The 20557-nt window shown below is 59.1% G+C and carries 8 protein-coding genes and 7 pseudogenes; 11 read left to right on the top strand and 4 right to left on the bottom strand.

Annotated elements, in window-relative coordinates:
• A pseudogene (locus CO655_RS31175) lies at positions 1 to 1082 on the bottom strand (hypothetical protein); the annotation flags it as partial.
• Positions 1083 to 1802: 720 nt separating this feature from the next.
• Positions 1803 to 2362: pseudogene (locus tag CO655_RS31180) on the bottom strand (transposase); the annotation flags it as partial.
• Positions 2363 to 3003: 641 nt separating this feature from the next.
• Between CO655_RS31180 and tssK the strand changes: the two are divergent.
• From tssK to CO655_RS31230, 8 genes and pseudogenes are all read left to right on the top strand, one after another.
• Positions 3004 to 4359, top strand: coding sequence for a type VI secretion system baseplate subunit TssK (gene tssK / locus CO655_RS31190; protein WP_016737477.1), 1356 nt, complete (start codon positions 3004 to 3006; stop codon positions 4357 to 4359).
• Positions 4360 to 4366: 7 nt separating this feature from the next.
• Positions 4367 to 5587 (top strand): type VI secretion system-associated FHA domain protein, encoded by a 1221-nt coding sequence (locus tag CO655_RS31195; RefSeq protein WP_210256236.1) that lies wholly within the window; start codon positions 4367 to 4369, stop codon positions 5585 to 5587.
• Entirely contained in the window at positions 5587 to 6876 is a 1290-nt protein-coding gene (gene icmH, locus CO655_RS31200) for a type IVB secretion system protein IcmH/DotU (protein WP_012489524.1), read from the top strand. Before CO655_RS31195 ends, icmH begins: the two co-directional genes overlap by 1 nt.
• 9 nt (positions 6877 to 6885) lie before the next feature.
• A complete protein-coding gene (gene tssM / locus CO655_RS31205; RefSeq protein ID WP_097593478.1) occupies positions 6886 to 10491 on the top strand; it encodes a type VI secretion system membrane subunit TssM in 3606 nt (1201 codons plus the stop codon).
• A 296-nt stretch (positions 10492 to 10787) separates the two neighbouring features.
• On the top strand, positions 10788 to 12404 hold the full coding sequence (locus CO655_RS31215) for a hypothetical protein (protein ID WP_012489526.1): 1617 nt from the start codon (positions 10788 to 10790) through the stop codon (positions 12402 to 12404).
• 143 nt (positions 12405 to 12547) lie between these two features.
• A pseudogene (locus tag CO655_RS31220) lies at positions 12548 to 12742 on the top strand (hypothetical protein); the annotation flags it as partial.
• An 823-nt stretch (positions 12743 to 13565) separates the two neighbouring features.
• Positions 13566 to 13844 (top strand): annotated as a pseudogene (locus tag CO655_RS31225) (carbamoyltransferase N-terminal domain-containing protein); the annotation flags it as partial.
• 239 nt (positions 13845 to 14083) lie between these two features.
• The gene (locus tag CO655_RS31230; protein WP_012489527.1) at positions 14084 to 15094 is read left to right on the top strand and encodes a LysR substrate-binding domain-containing protein; all 1011 of its coding nucleotides are present in this window, start codon (positions 14084 to 14086) and stop codon (positions 15092 to 15094) included.
• Positions 15095 to 15303: 209 nt separating this feature from the next.
• Here CO655_RS31230 and CO655_RS31235 read toward each other — a convergent pair.
• Positions 15304 to 15861 (bottom strand): annotated as a pseudogene (locus CO655_RS31235) (radical SAM protein); the annotation flags it as partial.
• Positions 15862 to 16637: 776 nt separating this feature from the next.
• On the opposite strand from CO655_RS31235, the pseudogene CO655_RS34585 reads away from it, so the two are divergent.
• Positions 16638 to 17275: pseudogene (locus tag CO655_RS34585) on the top strand (nuclear transport factor 2 family protein).
• Positions 17276 to 17730: 455 nt separating this feature from the next.
• Positions 17731 to 17995 (top strand): annotated as a pseudogene (locus CO655_RS34590) (LLM class flavin-dependent oxidoreductase); the annotation flags it as partial.
• A gap of 117 nt (positions 17996 to 18112) precedes the next feature.
• On the opposite strand, the gene CO655_RS31260 reads toward CO655_RS34590, so the two are convergent.
• Complete coding sequence (locus tag CO655_RS31260) at positions 18113 to 19000, bottom strand: hypothetical protein (protein WP_008536079.1); 888 nt, start codon at positions 18998 to 19000, stop codon at positions 18113 to 18115.
• Between the two features lie 523 nt (positions 19001 to 19523).
• Between CO655_RS31260 and CO655_RS34595 the strand changes: the two genes are divergently transcribed.
• Positions 19524 to 20557, top strand: a 1034-nt coding sequence (locus CO655_RS34595; protein WP_245423983.1) for a transposase, incomplete at its 3' end; no start/stop codon positions are given.

A 20557-nucleotide genomic window follows, 5' to 3' on the forward strand; every position in this document is an offset into this window, starting at 1 on the left:
CTCGCCTGGTCCTGGGCCGACACCGTCCGGAACGCCGTCCTCCTTGCAATATCGTCCTTAAAAGAGCCCACGGTTATGGCGGCATCGGCGGCGCTGAGATCGGGAGGGGCCGCCTTCAGCGCGTCCGCCCACGCCCCCTTGCTCTGCCCCGGCAGCTGCGGTGTCGCCGCCTTGATCTCGTCAAGCCTCGCCCGGTCCTGGGCCGACACCGTTCGATACGCCGCCCTCCTGGCGATAACCCGCTTTACGACGCCCACGATTACGGCGGCATCGGCGGCGCTGAGATTGGGATGGGCCGCCTTCAGCGCGTCCGCCCACGCCCCCTTGCTCTGCCTCGACTGCCGCGGTGTCTGCCTGGCGATTTCGTCCAGCCTCGCCTGGTCCTGGGCCGACACCGTCCGGAACGCCGCTCGATTGACGAGATCGCCCGTTGAGGCCCCCACGATTATGCCGGCATTCGCGGCGCTGAGATCAGGCGCCAACGCCAGCGGCCTTTGAGCATATAACGTCTGCCTGCGGCTGGGCCTGGGATCTGCGTCCTTCTCAGTAGTCCGCCTCTTGCGCCCGCCACCGGTCGGATCGCTGGGCTCCGCGGGCACCTCGGACATGGCCGAATGCTCCTCTCTTCCACCCGGCACCTCGGTGGGCCCGGCAACCGCTGAGGCTTCTAAATTCCCAAGGCCATGCAGCCCCCCGCGCTGAGGGCCAGTCTCCAGCGGCTGGCCCTCGACGAGGTGAATAGTGCGATCGGCATTATTGTATTCATCTGTTGTCCTCGTGAGGTTGAACGCGGTCTCTGCCGGGACGACCGGAACTCTCGTCAGTTCCGTCATGTCAGCCATCATTTGCGGGGTTTGTTCTTCAGGGCTTTGAAGCTCGGTCGGCGGGCTTGGCTGGTCGACGCTTAGCCTTTCCACGTAACGCAATACCGAATTCTCTTGCCAGATGTCGTCCGAATTGAAGTTGTCGGCCAGCCACTTGATCGACACGCGCCACTGAAGACTGCGCTCTTTGATCCGCTGGGTGCCGGCCCTCATCCGGCCGCGAAGAGCCCTGCCCCTTAGTCCGAGGGTCCCTGTCAACCATGCTCACCCCCCTGGGATATGGCCTTCAGGAAACAAGGGGTCAGCTGTCGGGCACCGACTGCTGACGGAAGGTCAGAATTTATCAGGGGCTCAAGCGACTTAACCAGAGTGCAAGGGGCGCGACTGCGACCATCGACCGCTCCAGCTTGCCGAGCCTCGTTCGGACGCCGCTCAATCACCGTGGGTCCCGTTTTTTGCTGTTGTGGCATGGGGCGGCTCTGCGGAATCGAGCTCAGGTGACGGGAGGCCGGCAGATCCCGAAGACATGGCCAGGCCGTTGATAACTGGTAGCGTAAACGCATCATTGCAGCAGAACCTCAAAAACCACGGAGAAGAGCCCGCGATTCAAACTAGCGCAGTCCCGGTATTGGATTGCATGCACAGGTGATATGCTCGCATCCGGTTAGTGAGCGGCTATGGCGCAGCTCCTGCGTGAACCCATAACGACAGCGGCGATCCTTCGAGAGATGCAGCGACGACCCGTTCTCCAGACCAGAGGTCCGTGCTTGATGTGGCGATCGGCTCGGATTGCTATCAACGCTGACGGCCGCCGGTGCCGCGCAAGCCGGTTACGACGAAACATCGACATGATCTCTTCTATGGTGGGATTGGCCCAACGATACCAGGGTAGTGGCAACTGTCGCCAATTGCGGCGCCAGTGAGGTCGGCCTTCGTCTTCGAACTCCTTGCTGGCTTCCGCTAAACAACGCGGCCTTATCACAAAAGGCTGGGAGATCTAACGATGATCCCGGCATCCGGACTTCTGCGCATTGCCGGCCGGTAATAGCGCGAAAGACTTGCAGCAATCGCAGCGCCGGCGGCACCCGTGACTAGTATCCGCACTGCCTGGCCCGTAACAATGCGCTGTGACCAGCGGAAGCCGATCTCGTGGAAAGACAAGGCATGCTGCGGGCTGATATGATGAAAGACGCCGGCAATGGTGCGGCGGACCCGGGACCTGAAACCTCCCACCGAGTGGACGGCGACTTGGACGAATTCGCGGCTCGAATGCTTTACGTTCTCATGCGTAGCAAAGCTCTTGCCAATCGCCATGAACGCCTCACCGCCCATCAGGCAGGTTGCGGTTCGATCCCTTTCGCCGTCGCGCGCCCTGCATGTATCGAAAGGCCTTTTCGGCCCCGTCCAGGCGGTAGACCGTCCGGATCCATTCTCGGTCGCTCACCGAGATGAAAACGGTCGATCTCCACCGTGCCATCTTGCATGTGCTCGCGCGCCAACATGAGGCGCAGCGCATATCCCATTCGCTAGCTATTGGGCATCACCAAATGTGGAAATGCCTATCTTCGCCGCATGAATGATCCATGCCGCCAGGCTGCTATCCCGCACCTGGCGCGAACCGGGACTGCAACCGGTTCGTGGATCGTGTCCAGGAGGTGGTTGTCTAATCGCTAAACTGGTCGTCAAGGTGCTTTAGGGGCGGCGGCGCGTGAAGACGATGTTGGCGGCGGCACTGCCTCAGCGTATTCAGGAACATTTTCGACGAGGCAATGCGCATCACGTGTCACCTTGCCTGTTGCGCTGCTCTTTTGGCCCCGTACTTGCGGCGCCGGGTCTCAAGGCTTCCGGGCGGTCATTTGCGAGATTCATCCCGTACGAGTGACAGGACAGGCGAATTGGCGCGTTGTAGGTCAGTGTGAACATGAACGACCAATAAGGCTCTGAGGGCAACGGGCTACTGAGCGACAGTCTAGATGAGACCCCTTGCTTGTCGCGCTGCAAGGGGGCTCATGACCAATCCTGATGAGCTTCGGCGCTTGCATATCTGAGCTGTCCCGACACGCGATGCCCTTCTACCAGCGCATTGTTGGATATCAGATGTGCATGCAAGGGGGCAGTGAAGCTCTGCTACTTTTACGGAGAAAGCCGTTCTGTCAGGTGGACGCGAGGCGAGTCTTGAATGTCGTGGAATAATAGGGTCGTCTGGTCGGAGGGCTTGTTCCTCCGCCCGCAGCATTTTCAGCAGGCCGATCGTCACGTCGAACAGCTGGTGCGCAGCAGGACGGCGGTTTTGCATGGGTACGGGTGGGGTATCAGCGAGCTGCGGCTCAATCGAGAGCTGCTTGGTCTCGGTAAGATCGCCATCGAAGCGGCTCGCGGCGTCTTGGAGGACGGGATGCCCTTCAGTATTCCTGACGAAGCCAACCAGCCAACTCCCTACGACGTTCCGCCGGATTTTCGAGATTCGCTTATTCACTTGGCGGTACCGTTTTATCAACCCGGCGCTCTTGAAACCGACGCGCAAGCGGGAATTGACGTACCTATCCGCTTCGCAGTCTCCACTGAGGATGTTGTCGACACCAACGCTGGCGAGCGAGGCAGCGCCTCCATCGACGTAGCGAGGCTGGATTTTCGACTGCTGCCGGACGCGGCAGACCGGTCTGGCTACACTTGCATCCCAATCGCCCGTATCATAGAGGTCCGGGCCGACCGACAGATCATTCTGGACGAAACGCACGTGCCGCCAACCCCCGACTGCGCCAGCTCCCGGGTCCTCTCGAACTACATCACTGAGATCACCGGCCTGCTTCACCATCGTGGTGAAGCTCTGGCCACTCGGGTCTCCCAGTCGGGAACGAACCGGGTTGCAGAGCTCGCGGACTTCCTTCTGCTGCAGGCGATCAATCGGTACGAGCCGTACTTCTGCCACCTGTCCAAGGCCGCCGTTGTAAATCCGGAATCGCTGTATGTTCTCATGCTCCAGTTGGCGGGTGAACTAGCCACGTTCGCCCGCGTCGATAAACGTGCCCCGACCCTTGGTGTTTACAAGCACGACTCTCTCGCGGAGGCGTTTTTGCCAGTGATACAGTCGATCCGGGCTTCGCTGGGTGCAGTGATTGAGCAGACTGCGGTCCCCGTACCGCTGCAGCGGCAAAAATACGGTGTCCATGTGGCTGAGGTGGCCGACCGCTCTCTCTTTACGACCTCGAGCTTCGTGCTGGCTGCTCGGGCTGATATTGAGGTCGAGCGCCTCCGGCGCGAGTTCCCGTCTCAGATTAAGATCGGCCCGGCGGAGAAAATCACGGAACTCGTCAATGTCGCACTGCCCGGCATTATCATCAATCCCCTACCGGTCGCGCCGCGTCAGATCCCCTTCCATGTTGGATTCAGCTATTTCGAGATCGATCAAAATAGCCGCTTCTGGAAGGATATGCCCCAATCCGCCGGCTTGGCGCTGCACGTTGCTGGCGACTTCCCAAATCTCGAAATGGCTCTCTGGGCCATCCGAGCCGGACAGAACCCACATTTGAGTTAGCCCACCAATGCCCCTCACGCTACGTGTACACAGCAATAGATGTAGTTTTCCGGAATATCTCGTGCCGGGCGACGCGGCTGGTGGACTGACTACCAGCCGAGCAGGCAACAGCCTGGTTCTGCCGGATGATCAGCAGATGGTCTCGAAATCCCACTGCTCAATCGAGTGCATGGCACGGCGATACGTACTGATCGACCGAGGCCGCGACGACACATGTCAAAATGACGAGGCGGTGCCGCTTCCGTCAGAGGCGCCGGTCGCCCGGAAAACCAGCGATGTTATTCAGATCGGCGCCTATATGACCGATGTCGTCGCGGTGTCGCCTTCGATATCCATTGCGGAGAGTGCCGCCGAACCGGAGGGACAACTTGCAGCGACAAGTGAGGAGTTGAGTCTTCTTGGCCCCCTCGAAACGGCCTCGTCGCTCCTGGCGGGCAATTGCACCCGGGGTGAAGAAGCGCTGCTGGACCTGAGGGACGGCGAGTTCCTACCATTGCCGTTCTTAGGCACTCGTTTAGACGCGCTGGCGGGCATGATGAGAAGTCCGTGGGATATCTACGCAGACAGTGTGCCAGATCGGGCCCCCATCTTGACGCAACCCAAGGTGGAGCAATCATCTCGCCAAGAATCATCGAGCGGCGGTCACGGCTTTCCTTGCCGCCTGCGGCTTATCATTGGCAGATGTCCGGAATGCCGGCATCGTAAGCGTGCTGGATCGTGCAGGGAAAATGCTTCTGTATTCCGCCGCGCTGCACAGCATACTCTCCGAGCGAGAGCTGGCGAACAATTATTCAGAAATAAGAGTTCCGACGAAAAAACCCTGAGTCTCGTTCCCGATGTCGGCGAGGCGTTGCGCGCAGTTCTGTGCAATGACTCCAGCGGGTCCCTCCGCGGAGACCTGGCCGTTGAGCAAGCCTTCACCGACCGTGGGACGCATGACGTGTCATTCGCGGCTGTGCAGAAGGCTCTGTCCAGCGTCCGTGCACGCTTGTCCCTAGCAGGGATCGAGAAGGCGATGGGGCGGCCCCGTTCCCTTTTGCACCGCAACCATAAGGCGCGAAACCGGAGTGCGTACGTGCGCGTCTTCAATGACGTCGTATCGAGCATCGAAACCGATTTGCTCCGGAGCTTCGGCGCCGACTTCGCGCGCCCAGTGCGAGAGCGTAGTCGACCCGCCCGCCGATCCCACGATGAGAGCGTCCGCTCCGAAGGGAAGTGGGCGGGTTGATGATGGTGATTGAGGAAACGATGCCAAAATCCCAGCCACTCGTCCTCCTTCACGCCGAGGAGCAGTTGGCTGTCCCTTCGCCGTCATCGCCAGTGGCGGACGAACTTACCTGGGAGATGCTTGCGCTCGACCGACTTAATCCACTGGTCGCGGCCGCGGCGGCGCTGCTGGGTCTCAGCGCTCAGCTCAAGAGCAGTGCTAGCCATATCGACGTTGAAGCACTGCGCCTTAGGGTGCTGCGGGAGATCGATGCTTTTGAGCGTCGGATCACGCCGCTCGGATTGCCCTCGCGAGCGATCAAGGTCTGCAAATACGCCCTCTGCGCGACCATCGATGACATCGTTCTGAACACAGCCTGGGGCAGCAACAGCGTCTGGACGACGCGCAGCTTGGTGGGATCGCTGTTCAGCGATACCTGGGGCGGCGAGCGCTTCTTCGATCTGCTGACGCAATTGAAAAATGAACCGGCCATCAATATAGAACTGCTGGAGCTGCTCTACTACTGCATGAGGTTGGGCTTCGAAGGCCGCTACCGCGTCACTGCGGGAGGAGCCGCAGAGCTCAGTGTGCTGTGCGAAGACGTCTACCGCCTGATCCGAGCAGCCCGTGGTGACTTCGAGCGCGAACTATCCCCGCACTGGCGGAGGAACTCAAATAATCCGAAGCCACGCCGCACAATCGTTCCAATCTGGGCCGTCGTAGCGTTTGGGGCAGGATTACTCCTCTCGATCTATACCGGACTCCTGCATGCATTAAATGCCCGCGCCGACGCTGTCTTCAACGATATCGCGACATTGCCGCCGAACGGCGTTGTCAGATCGGCGAGAATCGCATTGCCACCAAAGGTTGTTATGAGCAGCGACCGACTGCGTAACTTCCTCGAGCCCGAAATCCGCGAAGGGCTTGTCACTGTGTCCGAGGACCCACAGCAGATCGTCGTTATCATTCGCGCCTCCGGGATGTTCGATTCTGCTAGTCCGGAAGTGAAGAAAATGTTCCTGCCGCTTCTTTTACGAATTGGTCGTTCTCTGAACGGTGAGTCGGGATCGGTCCTCCTGACCGGGCACACCGACGCCATTCCGGTGCAATCACTCGCCTTCCCTTCAAACGATTCCCTTTCGCTCGCGCGTGCGAGCGCAGCTGCCGAGATTATCAAATCCATGATGGATGACCCAGGCCGCGTGCGAGAAGAGGGCAGAGGGAGCGGAGAACCGGTCGCTTCGAACCACACGCCCGAGGGCCGCGCGCGGAACCGTCGGATTCAAATCATCATCACAAAGACACAATGAAGACAAGCCATGCAGTCAATCAAGAAAGCGCTTAGGTGGCAATGGCTCCGTGTCGGCGGGGCGGCGATCGTATGTGCCTTAATCTTCACGCTCGGACCGCATATCTCGGTCGGAGGATTTGCGCCGCTTGACAGCCTTCGCAGCCAGATCGCGGCATCGATGCTGATTCCGGTCGGATACACCGTGATCTACTTGATCCAGTCCCAGCTTTACAAGGTTCAGGCCTATTTTGAAGACCTCGTCCAATCACGAGTGTCGGGAGCGCTGGACGCGGGTGGGGCCGAGCAGAAGAAGAGAGACCCAAGGCCTTCCGACCGAAGTGTGGGGCAAGCCAGCACGCTTGCTGAAAGAGAGCTGGAGGCGATTCGTCATCGTTTCCGCGAGACCCTTACCACACTCAAGGGGCGCCGCTACGCAGGAGGTATCAGCAGGCGGTGGCTCTATCAGCGGCCCTGGTATGTGATGATCGGTCCGCCCAACTCGGGGAAGACCACAGCAATAGTCAATTCCGGGCTCAGCTTTCCGATGGCGGCGAGGTCCGGTCTGAGAGCCGCCGGTGGGTTAGCGGGTACGGAAAACTGCGACTGGTGGATCACCGATGACGCGGTGTTCGTCGACACTGCTGGGCGCTACACGGTACAGGAGGGTGATGCAGACCGGGACAAAGCGGTTTGGCGTGGCTTGCTTCGTATGCTCAGACGCTCCCGGCCACGGCAGCCGCTGAACGGTGTCTTAGTCACGATCGCAATCAGCGAGCTGAATTCTACATCCGAGGAAGTGCTCGCCGATCGCGCGCGCTGTATCCGTGAGCGGCTCCTCGAAGTGTACAGGGAGCTTCGCCTGCAACTGCCGATTTATGTGCTTTTCACTAAGAGCGATCTGCTGGCGGGATTTGTTGAATTCTTCGACGATCTGGGTCGCGAGGGGCGGGAGGCGGTGTGGGGGTTCACCTTTGCGCAAGAGGCGTCGGAGGACGAAGGCGATCCGATGGCGTTTGCCGCAGCATACGATGCGCTTGTTGGCCGCCTAAACGAAAGGCTGCTTGAACGAATGCAGCACGAAAGCAACCTCCAGCGTCGTGCGCTCATGTTCGGCTTCCCACAGCAGGTCGCTAGCCTCAAGCACCTGACGCAACAGTTCTTGAAGGAAGCCTTTGGCGGGAATTCGTTCCAGGAACCGCTTATGCTCCGCGGCGTCTACTTCTTAAGCGGCACGCAAATTGGCATGCCCTTCGATCGAGTTGCGAACGCCAGATCTCAGACCTTCGAGATCGCTCAGCCGCCCTGTACAGCGCTTCGTGGCCCGGGCCGTAATTATTTCATCAGCCGGCTGCTGCGCGAAGTCGTTTTCGCCGAAGCTGGGCTCGTCGATGCCAATCACCGCTTCGATCGGCGCCAGCGGCGGATCCGGTATGGCGCCTACACGATGATAGCGGCGGTCATTGTTACCGCCAGCGTCTTATGGACGTTCAGCTATATTCGGAATGTTCAGCTGATCGAGAGCGTTCGCCTAATGGCTGGCAGCTATGCCAGAGGGGCTGAAAAGCTGAAGCTCGACCGGGTTGAGAGTGGCGATCTTCGACCCATCCTGCCACTGCTTCAGCGGCTGCGTGATGCCAACGGCGACAGCGCGGGCGGCCGCCTATCAAGTTCGGGTCTCGACCAGAGTAAGAAAATCAAGGTTCAGACGCTCGCGGCGTACCGCCGCGCCGTGAACACCATCCTGCTGCCGCGGCTGATGTTCCGGTTGGAAACCTTATTGGTCGAGCGGCACGACGATGATCAGTTCGTCTACCAGGCGTTAAAGGTTTACCTGATGCTGGGTCAGCAGGGTCCGCTCCAGCGCGCGGTCGTCAAAAACTGGATGGCTGCCGACTGGCGAGTGATGTTTCCGGCCGAAGCCGATGCCGGCCTGCGCAGCGCGCTCGCTGATCACCTGGATGCACTCATGGAAGGGCCGCTGCCCCATAGTGAGCTTAATGGCGAACTGATCGAGAGGAGCCGCGCGAAGCTCCAGACCGTCTCGATGGCGCGCCGCGTCCTCGACATCATCGCGACCAGTCCCGAAGCCTCGCGGGCGCCAACCTGGCGTCTGGCCGACCATGCCGGGCCGCTGGCGCAGGGCGTCCTGGCTCGCAAATCGGGACAGCCGCTCAGCGAGGGGGTTCCTGGCATCTACACGAGGGCGGGGTTTTACGGAACCTTCCTGCGATTGCTGCCGCAAGTGGCTGACGCTGTCGCTGCAGAAGGCTGGGTTCTCGACTCACAGGTAGTCGCGCCGATTGCAGCCGGTGATGTGAGCCAGAAGCTGCGGCGTTCGGCGGCGGATCTCTACGCTCAGGAGTTCGCGTTGCGCTGGGACCAGCTCATTGGCGATATGTCCATCCGCCCGTCTGGGGGTATCGATGACGCGCTGCGCACCTTGAACACGCTGTCCGCGCCGACGTCACCAATGCGCCTGTTCCTTTTCGCGGCGGCGCAGGAGCTAAAGCTCAAGCAACCACCGGCTCCCGAGGACGGCTTGACGAAAGGTGACAGTGTCCCCCAGGGCGAGGTGTTGCCAAGCGAGCTCGAGGCACTGTTCCGGTCTCAACCGGCCGCGGACACGCCTGAAGCTCACGTCCAGCTCTATATGGGCGATCATTTCCGGTGGCTGCACCAGCTGGTCGAAGTGCCGTCGAACAGCCAAGCGGGCGCGCAGGCGCCGATCGACAGTGCTCTCCGGGATCTCGGCGAACTGTATCGCTCCCTCAGCCAGGCGCAGGGGCTGGCGGGTTCGAACATCTTGGAACACAACGGGCAGGCGGGCGTCGCCATCCAACAGATCGAGGCGGGGGCGGCCGATCTGCCCGAACCCATCCGGCAATGGATCCTCGGCCTCAGCCGCCACAGCTCGGACCTAACCGTCAGCGGCATGAGGCGCGGGTTGGCGAGCGGTTGGGCGGGCGGCCCCGGCGATTTGTGCCGACGGGCTACCGAAGGACGGTATCCCTTCGCGAGCGGATCCCGCCGGGATATCCCTTTGAGCGATTTCGCCCGGCTGTTCGGCCGCAAGGCGGAGATCGACACTTTCTTCGCCGAGAACCTTTCCCCATTCGTCGACAAATCCAAAGGTTCGTGGCAGTTTCGGCCAACGAGCGGTGTCGATTTCCCTATCGGCCGCAATACCTTGGCCCAGTTCCAACGGGCAGCCACGATCCGCGACACCATGTTCGATGATGCCGGCCAGGTGTCAGTTGGATTCCTGCTCACCGTCGCCGAGACCGATCCGTTGACAGACCAGGTGGTGGTAGACATCGACGGCCAGCGCCTCGAACATCGACGAGGAACGGCCGCGGCGGCCATGCATTTCCATTGGCCTACGGCCGGCGGCGTCGGCGGCGCTTCCGTCGCTTTCATCGGTTTTCAAGGCGCCACCCTCTCCAAGAGCGGCCATTGGGCGCTGTTTCGCCTCTTAAATGAGGCGGATAAGCAGCCATTGGGAGGAGGGGACCTTATTCAGGTACGACTGGTGTCCGGTCGCCATTGGGCGGTTTTTAACCTCCAGCCTGACAGCGTGATGAGCCCGTTGTCCCGCAATCTGCTGTCAGAATTCCGATGTCCAGATTTCTTATGAACGCCGGGATAGCATCCGACTGGCGCTGGGAAAGCCCTATGGGGTCACGAGACGCCCACGCAGGTCTGCGGCGGGAGAGGTCGGCATGTCGGTTGCCGGCCGGATCGGAGGCGGTCACGGCTGCGACTGGCGGCGATCGTCGCTTGATCTCGGCGCGCCGCTTTCCCGCTCGACTAGACCGCTGGAGAGCGCGGTCACCTCCATCAGGCAGATCTTCGGGAAGTTGGGTGATCAGATCCTGTCCCACCCTATCAACCGACGTACACTGATCTAGAACAGGAAACTGGAGAGATATAATGGCCGGAATGAAGCACAATAGGACAAGAGCGAAGAAATTTCTGCAGTTGATCGACCAGACGAAGAACAGAGCGGATTTGGAGTTCTGCTTTGCGGTCGGCACGGTTGGCGATCTGCGGAAGCCTGCTGTCCTGGTGAGTAAGAAAAAGCTCAATGGATTGGCACAAACTTTGAAAAACATGCCTTTTGAAGATGATGAGGATAGTAGTAAGGAGAACTTTTCGCTTCTGCGGAGAGGCACGGGCAGGATGAACGAAAACGGCGTTATCCTCGTCAAGTTGGCTGATGGTGGAAAGGCCGGGTTCCCGCAGGTCCAAAAGGTGATGAAGAAGTATTTCGTGAACTTCCGCATGAGGTTGCCTGACATGCAGGAAGCAGGAATCTTAACTGAAGAAGACATTCAGCAGTTTGAGATGAACGCCGAGGAGAACTCCCAATTTCTTCCACCCGACGACTCTGAAGAATTCAATCGGCCGATGACGGCGCTCGATAGCGCGGAAGGGAACTCTGCAGGGAGTGTTGAAGAAACTGAAGAGAGAAGCAAGCGTGAAGGCGGGGCTGAGCTCCTGGAGCAGCTTCTCCCGGAAGTGAAGGAGGGCATTGCCGCCGCGGCCGCGACCATTTCCAATCACGCAGTAAGTCTCAGCGCGCAAATTGGCGCGGGACAGACCGCAGAGTTGTCCCATCTGACCACGAAGATCGCGGATTGGCTGCAACGTGTGCTGGCTGCGACGCCTCCGGAAGAGCAGGAGGCAACGCTGCACAACTTCGCCGGCCGACTTCTGTTGATGCTGGCCTATCCTGAGAATCTGCGAAATCTTCAATATGTGGATGACATGCCCGATGGGGCGGGGCAGGGCGAGACAAACGGCGACCGCCGCGAAGAGGTCGTGGTGAATGGGATCGATCTGAACAGAGTTCCAACGGGCGCTCTCGATCAAGACGAGGTAGTAGAGTCCTTGTTCCGTCTGATCAAGGCAAAGGCTCAGGAGCGACAGCTTTCTTATCCGCTAGAGAACGCGAATTCTGAGAGGATTGCGAAGATAGTGTCGTCGCAATGGCCGAAGGAACTAGGCGATGCAGCCCGTAGGCGCGCGGTTGTGGAGCGTCTGATCGCAGCGGTGGTCCCGCGGCTCGGTAACGATGATCAACTTCTGGTCCTTCTTGGCATCGCAGACCAGCCCGAAAGGACCAAATCCATCGAGAACTCGGTCGAAAGTATCATAGCTATATGGCAGGCTCATCTCGACACTGCCTTGACGCTGCGGGATGAGGTAAAGAGCAAGATCAACCAGATGGTCGATGTGGAAGCCCGCGGCGGAACGTGGAGGTATGTCGACGACATCTTCCTGCAGTTCGGAGGAGAGCTTTCAGATCAGCTCTCCGCCATCACCGAACGCAACGGTGAGGCACTGTCGAGCGCGACCGAGCGTGTCCGAACCACAGTCCAGAAGAAGCTCGATTATCTCAACGGCAGCGACATTGTAGCCATGCTTGACAATCCTCCAATCGACATCGGTCCGGGCACTATAGGGCAGACGCTGCGGGAAGGGCTCGCGGCCATCACCGATGGACTGAAGCGCATCGAAACCTCGCGCGCCGCGCCCGCCGCGTAATAATCGCCTGTCTCGATGCCGGCCGACCCACCGGAAGGCCGGGCGAGCAGGCCATCAACGGCCTCATCAGCGACGGAAGGAGTTCCGCCGCTCAGGTGGGTCAGCGAAGCGGTGAAGGAGCGGCGCACCAACAGAGGCTCTTCTTCATCGGCTGCCGCTTCAACGACCAGATGCTGCGCACCTACGCCCGACGGATCATGACGCGATCCAACGCACCACGTTTTGCGGTGCTGGATGCGGCAGCGCCGACCAACAACCAACGCCGTTTCCTTGCAGCAAGCCCGATCACGCTTATCGACGTGCCGACTGGCGAAGCTGCGGCTAGGTTTATCGGCTGAAAACCAGAGTAGAGAAGGAGTGTTGCGGGTACGACGATACACGAGGATTTCGGAGGTCGGTCGTCGGCACCGACGTCGGAGGCGGATTTGCCGTAAACGTTGATCATCACGGCCGCTGTTTGAAAGTGCCGCTCGCCTTGCTATGAATCCACCCATTCCTTTTTGCACGCATTCCATCCACAAAAACGATTTTACTGCTCAAAACGATTGCCCTTAGAAAACGCTGAAGAGCGCTGTGTAGATTATGTGGAGTTCTAAAAAAATGGGTCCTCAGGTGCGGAGACGATGCTGGAAATTCGACCTGGAGCCCTCTGTCAGTTGCCTGGCCTCGATTGTTATCTTACGCTGGTCGTGATCGGGCAGAATCTTCACCGTTGCTTCTCCCGTTTCAGTGCTGATAGGGCTCTCACAAGAAGCACTGTTCCCTGGTCGACTAACCTGTGAGTGCATCTCCCACAATCACTAGAAGCCAGAGCAGGCGCGCTCGCAGCCGCGAGGACTTGGTCTGCGCCTTTTGCAGGGCCACCAAACCTCGTGATGTTTTCTTGCGGCTGTCGGGCCGAAATATGAAGGATTGAGTGATGTGGATAGGTTAGGCAGTTCTGCTGCAAGCGCTTCGGCCCGGGTTTCTGTGCGGCGTCGCAACAATGATCAAGAAGGTTGCGCAGGATCGGTTGTCGGCAATGTCGCCGCGCCGGTCACTAATGGTATCGGCTTCGACCCCGTGAGCTCTAGCTGCACTGTCAAGCGCCACCCTATGAAACTACGAAGGCCGGTGGCCAGGCCAGAGCGACCTACCTTCCGAAACGAACTGGAGAGCAACATGCTGTGTCTAGGGCTCAGTGGCGGTCTAAGCAAAGATTACGAAAATTCGTCCGATCTACCGAGCACCTTTATGCACGATGGGGCTGCGGTTCCCGTTCGCGACGGGCGAGTGATAGCGGCGGTCGAGGAGGAGCGCCTTAACCGGATCAAGCACTCCAACAAGTTACCAATGCGTTCGATTCAATATTGCCTCGCATCTGCAGGTGTTCACCTGAGCGACATCGACCGCATCGCGTATTATGCGACCGAGGCCTATTGCAACGCTGTGCTCGAGCGCGTGCGCCTCTTTCACCCAAGCACCCCAGCATCGGATCCGAGACTGTTGCAACGGGCTCGGGGAAGTCGACACGGGCGCTATATTCCTGTGGGACACCCCGATGTTCCATGTGATCGCCATCGTCACACAGATCTGGCCGCCCCTTGGACGCGTGATGGCACAATGCCATGAGGTTGTCACCCGCGCTCCACCGCCGAGATGAACTCGAAAACGTTGGACCCGGAATTGATTGTTGAGGAATGAACGTCATGAAACGCTATGTAGAAAAAGAGGTGACGGATCAACTCGCTTATAGGCGAAAGATGTTGCAAGATTGGAGAGGAGAGCGCCTCACTGGACACCAGATAAACTTGGCATCAATAGACCTCAACCTCCTGGTCGCGCTCGAGGCTCTGCTCGAATACCGGAACGTGACGCACGCGGGCCAGCACATCGGGCGGAGTCAACCGGCGATGAGCCGGGCACTGGGAAGGCTGCGCGGCATGTTCAATGATGACCTGCTGGTGCGGTCTTCAACGGGTTTGATCCCAACGCCGCAAGGCGAACACTTGGCTCAAAGGCTGCCGTCGGCACTGCGTACGATCCGAGAGATGGTGACAAGCCGCAGCGTAATCTCAAAAGAATGGGGGAGGGGGGCAACGCTGGCGATCCCCGATCATCAAGCTTTGGCTGTACTACCGCGCCTCCTGCCGTGGTTACGCGAGCGTGCCCCTCATCTCGACACACTCGCCTGTTTGCCGTTTGATCGTGCCGTGCGGGGGCTTGAGCAAGGTGATATTGATTTGGCCGTTGGGCATATTGACGTGCAACTGCCTGGCTATTTTCGGCGCAGTCTCTATACAGACCGCTTCGCGTGTTTGTTGCGCCACGACCATCCCGCGCTGGCGCAGGAATGGACGATCGACAACTTCGCGACCTTGCGTCACGCTGCCATCAGTACGGACTCCCCCGACCATTTCGGCCCGATCTACGACCACTTGCCCAACCTGCGAGAGGATCGTAGTCCCATACTTTTTTCCAGCGTTCTCACGGCAGCGGTGGTGGCTTCGGGGACGGATTTGGTATTGCTCGTCCCGCGCCGCGTTGCGACCCAAGTTTCTGCGATGCTGCCGCTTAGGGTTGTTGATCCACCCCTCGAGCCGGCACCGTACAAGGTCATGCTCATCTGGCACGAGCGGTGCCATCACGACCCGCAGCATAAATGGCTGCGCAAGGAGGTCGCCGCAGCGTTGGAGACGGGAGCAGACTGACACAGAAGCGGTGATCGGGATGCTCCCGAAGCATCAAAGAGAGCAAACGGGGATTTTGCGCGGGGAAATGACCAAGAGCTCAGCGCTGCTGCGCCCGAGAGTGCCAGGCATGTTGGACGAATATCGAGACTTGGATGCCTATGTGCTCGCGGGGTCTGCTTGTATCCGGGCTTCTGCTGAGCTGCGGCTCGGCCCTGCAGTGGCGCGGATATCTTCGCGCCGGCTCTCGGATCGACCATTTTGATGGTGATCGTCAAGTGATCAACATTTATGTCAGCAGGCTCGCCGACACGGTCTGGCACTGCCGGACCGTTGGTTGAAAGACACAGCTTGATATCGGGGACCTCTGTGGCTCCGCGTGCAAATGTCGCCTTTGTCTTCTTCCGGTCATAACAGGCATCGCTTGGTCCGGCGATAAAGAGCACGGAAAGCTGAGGGACTTCATTGGCGACCGCAACGACCTTTCGCAGCGCCTGGTCAGGCGTAGGCCGGCTTTCGTTGGCGCAGTATTTACTATTGCAGTAGTTGCACTGGATATTGCAAGCTGGTGCGGCTACGACGTGCATGCGCGCGAAATAGTAGTGCGCTTTTTCTAAATAGCAGGAAAGGTCCGTGATTTTCTCCCAGACAGCCGGCTCGACGTGGTGCGGCTTTGCGGACGAACCGCACAATGACGCGGCGCAAGCAGTGGACTTCGCTGTGGCCAGCAGTTGGTTCATAGTTGTCGTGCTGGTCAGGTTCTTGAGCGAAATCATTGGTGGGGGCATTAAAGGCTCCGTTGCTGCTTAACGTCGCGGTTCAAGAAGCAAGGGCCATGCCAATGAAAATTGCGTTAGTTTTCAATTGGTTAGAGTTTTTTGTCCGGTTCCCTCCATTTGCGACCCGACATAGGGTTGTCAGGCATTCGACAATAGACCTACACCGGTAAAATGGCGGCTCGCCTCGAGTGCTTGAGTTGAGGAGGGCAGGTCGGGCCGCTCGACCACACCAGGCTTAGAACTTTCTTTCACCCCGATTTGATGCCCGCGGATGGCATAACCAGCCTAACGTGGGGTGACGCCGAGAGGCGAGCCGCCTGGCCCCAGATTTCTCCCTCGCGTCGATCAGCCGCTCCCGCTCGGTCAGACGAGCCCGATTGGGAGCCAGGCAGGATCGTTCGGATACAGGCTTTGGAGGAGACTTCGCCGAGACAGGCACCGGCAGCCCCGGCGGCCGCAAACGGGGATCCAGTCGACATTGGGCTCTTTCTGGCGAACTCGTCGATCGCATTGTCGCCGAATGGACCGTTAGCTACCTTCCACACAAGCGCAGAGAGGCCCTGGCTGTTCTTGCAGACAAAATCCAACGCACCAATGGTCCTTGATTGCGCGGGAGTTGCTGTCCTACGCACGCTGTTTGAGTTCACAGACGTTCCCTGGGAAGTGGCATTGCGAGGCCAAGTCAAGCGCCGACGGCGCGAATGTCCGTTCGCAGATGCATAGAACGCCATTTTCAACTCAAGACCAGACTTGCGACGGGCCATGGACCACGAAAATGGGTCGAATTGCATGATCGCGAAACGATCCGCGACTGTCCTATCGGTATTGCCGCGGGATAGACGGGCGGACGAGGCGGGGCTGCGCAGCTCCTTCTGGCCTGATGCGCAGGACGTTCACGGAGCGTACACGGGCTCCGCCGAGGGATTCATTGAGTTCACGCTTGGTGTCTTCAAGACCGAACCGCGCAACATCCACCAGATCACCAACGTTCTGATTGAGTTTATCAGCCCGGCTGAAGCACCTGTCGAGAGCTACTTCACTGCGCTCCAACGAGGGCCGGACTGCGGCCGGATCAAACGTTGCCAGGTTTCTCCTATGTGGTCGATATTGCGACCATTTTCTGAAAAGGGAAGGGGAGTGGAGAATTGCCGACCGCACAGTGGTCTATGATTGGCTCGAGGAGCAGACACAGCAGGCGGCGTCGCCAGAGTTTGAGCGGTTCGGTTTCAGGCAGCCGATCGGAACATCGCATTCTAACGACCCGGTCTATACGCTCGGAAGCGGCAAAGAGCATGAAAAGCCGAGGCGGAATAGCGGCGCGTTCAGCTGGTGCCGAACTCTTCTTTTCCGGGACGTGGTGCTAACTTGCTGTCATCTGGCTCCTTTAGCGTTAGATCGCATACGCCGGAGCAGGAGAAGCTAATCCATGAAGCAAGCAGACACCCGCCGTCATTACACGCGCTGCAGGCGGGATTGGCCGCGCTCTGGTCGATGCCTTTGCGACAAACGGCGACATTGTCGTTGCCGTGGATCTTCCTGGAAGCGGAACGGTGCGGTGCGGCGTTGCCGCGCGGCCCTGCGATCTTCAATGTGGCCTCGCTGGGCGGGTTGCTGGGCGCCCCAGACGCAACGGCTACGCTGCCTGGAAGGGGCCTGATCTTGATCACGAAAAGTTTGGCATGCGAGTTGGCGTCGCGTCGAGTGGGCCTGACGGCCATAAGAGCTCGGCTATGTGCGCACGCCGATGGTCGAGAACTGGAACGCGCCGACGAGACGGATCTCGCCGCTATTCGCCGACGCGTGCCGATGGGGCCCATGGGCGCGTCCCGATGATGTCGACCGGACCTTGCGGTTTCCGGTCAGCTCGCACGTCGATCATTCATCGACATCGTGTCGGACGGTCGCCTTGGGCTTGGCGACGGGTCCGGATACGAGCGATTCGAGTTCAAGCGCTTCGGTGTCGTTATTCATGAGGCGCCTGGGGAGTACCTGGGTGATCTTTTAGGGGCTCAACCAGAAGGTTTTCGAACCCGACGGCCATTATCAGAAGATACCCCCAACGGCGATATCGTTGCGGACCACCCAGAAGCCAGCCCCGCCAATCTGCATCGCGGCAGGATCGGAGTGCAGCATGAGGCGGGCCGTCGCAGAGAGTCGCAGCAATTATTGCAGTCTCTAATCTTCGCCTGCGTCCTCCCGTAATACAAGGGCGTATCAACTCAGCCGGCGGCGCAAAAAGTCCTCACGATGAGGCAAGCTTTTAGCCGCGGTTCAAATTGAGGTGTTCGAAGTACCAAGACGGGTCATCATCGGATGAATCTGTCTCGACACTGGCGTCACTCGAATGCTCCTCGACACCTGCTTCATCGTCGCTAAGATACTCCACGGTTTTAGAGAGATAACTCCAAGGTTTGTCGGCGCGCTGCCATCCACCCTTGCTATTCTTTGTCCACTTGTCGGGATGTTGCGTAGGGTCGAGCACCCAGCGATTTTCACCCACATTAACGAAACCCATCTGCTCTAGACGGGTTCCCATCTCCGGCGTAGCGGGACGTGACATGATCAACGGCTGTTCGCCGTCGAGTTGAAGTTGATGTTCGAGCAGAATATCGCCTGCGTTCTCGACAAGCGGATGAGTAACGCGAAGGTCTACAATCGACGTGATTCTTCTTCGACCGGGAAATAGTTCCCGCCACGGCTCGTTTTCGATGCTAAATCCATCCTCTGTTCTTAAAAGCCCAACGCTTCGTTCTCCCAGATCATAGCTGAAATATCGCGCGCTGGGCGTATCATTGTCGGTGCCGCCGTAGAGTCGAGCGATGGTAGCCGTACGCAGGGCTTTAGAGGACACGAAGGGCGAGTACTCTTGTGGATTGACGGAAATGTGCTTGATTTCATCACCGTAAAATTCCCTTACTTTTCTGGCAAATGTCGATCTGTCGAGCACCTTAATTGGAGGTTCGGAAGAGAGCGAGTATGGTCGCGTTGGCGACGAAGGCGAAAGAGCATGGGGATCTGGCGTTGATCGGGACGGCATGCCCGTAAGCGTTTGTGCCCCGGTCATATTCTCGATCCACCCCGCCATGGCCCGGGTGCGATCATCTTCCTCGGAAATGTTGTAGCGCAGCGATCGTTCTGAGTTATCCATGGCGGTCTCTCCTGAGAGTGAAAGGTGTGATGAAGCGCATTCTTTTCAGTCGCTTCACATGGGAACGGTGCGCTCACATGTCCGGCCTATAAAGCGGATACGTGACTGCTAGACTCGATGAAGCGGGCGGTGCGCGTTGCATGCGCCGCTCCTGATCCCTTTACCTCAGCCCAAGCCTCGAGGATCCGCGAAAGCGTGGCTCCCTTCGCCAGACCATCGTCGAATCGGCTGACAGTCCGTCGGAGGTGTCTGCGCTGCGGCAGGGCTAAGATTAGCTTGAATGTTAGAGGCGTCTCGGAAAATTTACCGCCCCGCGGGCCTGTTCTGTTTTCACCGTTGTTGGTCTCCAATTGCAGATTACGCATATGCTAGTGCAACCGGACTGGTCGCCATCATGCAAAATCGATATTCTAAAATGCTTTGGAAAAGCGGAGCCACGTGACCCCTTAGGTGGTGAAGGTGACCTGCCACTGCGAATTTCCTCCAGAATTGATTAGAGTCCGGCCCATCAAAGGACGGACGAATGAAGAAGCAGAGGTTTACCGAAGAGCAGATAATTGCGGTACTGAAGGAGCAGGAGGCAGGCGCGAAGGCGGCCGACCTCTGCCGTAAGCACGGGATTTCGGAAGCGACGTTTTACAACTGGAAAGCCAAATACGGTGGTATGGAAGTGTCCGAGGCCAAGCGGCTGAAGGCGCTTGAGGACGAGAACGCCAGGCTGAAAAAGCTGCTGGCCGAACAGATGCTGGATGCGGCCGCGCTCCGCGAGCTTCTTGCAAAAAAAATGGTAGGGCCTGCCGCCAAGCGTGAAGCCGTCACGCATCTGAAGGCCGTGATGGGTCTTTCGGAGCGGCGGGCCTGCCAGATCATATCCGCCGACCGCAAGACGGTGCGTTATCGGTCCTGCCGACCGCCGGAGGTGGCGCTGCGGGCAAAGCTGCGTGACCTTGCAAACGAGCGTCGGCGTTTCGGCTATCGGCGACTGTTCGTCCTGCTTCGACGGGAAGGAGAGCCGTCCGGCGTCAATAGGATCGAGGTTCCAAATTTGATTTCCGGAGGACCGGCATCGATGTACCCAAGACGGAACCAGCCGCGCGATGACGATTCTCGCGAAGTAAGTGAGTGGATCGAAGGCGTGACCGGAGCTTTCGATACGGACGCCTGGATCCGGGAGTACAATTCACAGAGACGAGATGTGGAACAGGATCTGAGCGACTTGCGCCTCGGTTCGCACGACAGTGACGCCGGCGACCGTGTGCCGCGTCGCAGATCCGTGGGCGGTTCGATGCGAGTGACGCCGCAGTCGTTGGCGCCGGAGAACTCGTTGAGCGGCGCCCGCCACAGCATAGACGTCTCTCGGGCGGGCTCCAGCAGCTTGCGATTCGGCGGCTCGGGGAGCAAGACATCGAGCAATATGGCGGAGGCGGGCGAAGTCGCCGCGGCGCCGCAGGGCAAACGCCGCGGATTTACGTCGCGCATGGCGTCAGGGTTCAAGAAGGCGTTCGGATTGAGCAGCGGCAAGACGTCGTCGCGGAGTTCGGGGCAGCAAGACGTCGA

Origin of the sequence: Rhizobium sp. M1, from assembly GCF_002531805.1 — a bacterium.
Taxonomy (GTDB): Bacteria; Pseudomonadota; Alphaproteobacteria; order Rhizobiales; family Rhizobiaceae; genus Rhizobium; species Rhizobium etli_C.

Coding starts and splice junctions, on each gene's coding strand:
- icmH (WP_012489524.1), top strand. CDS start 5,587: ATGATGGTGATTGAGGAAACGATGCCAAAATCCCAGCCACTCGTCCTC.
- CO655_RS31230 (WP_012489527.1), top strand. CDS start 14,084: ATGAACGTCATGAAACGCTATGTAGAAAAAGAGGTGACGGATCAACTC.
- CO655_RS31260 (WP_008536079.1), bottom strand. CDS start 19,000: ATGGATAACTCAGAACGATCGCTGCGCTACAACATTTCCGAGGAAGAT.
- tssK (WP_016737477.1), top strand. CDS start 3,004: ATGTCGTGGAATAATAGGGTCGTCTGGTCGGAGGGCTTGTTCCTCCGC.
- CO655_RS31195 (WP_210256236.1), top strand. CDS start 4,367: ATGCCCCTCACGCTACGTGTACACAGCAATAGATGTAGTTTTCCGGAA.
- tssM (WP_097593478.1), top strand. CDS start 6,886: ATGCAGTCAATCAAGAAAGCGCTTAGGTGGCAATGGCTCCGTGTCGGC.
- CO655_RS31215 (WP_012489526.1), top strand. CDS start 10,788: ATGGCCGGAATGAAGCACAATAGGACAAGAGCGAAGAAATTTCTGCAG.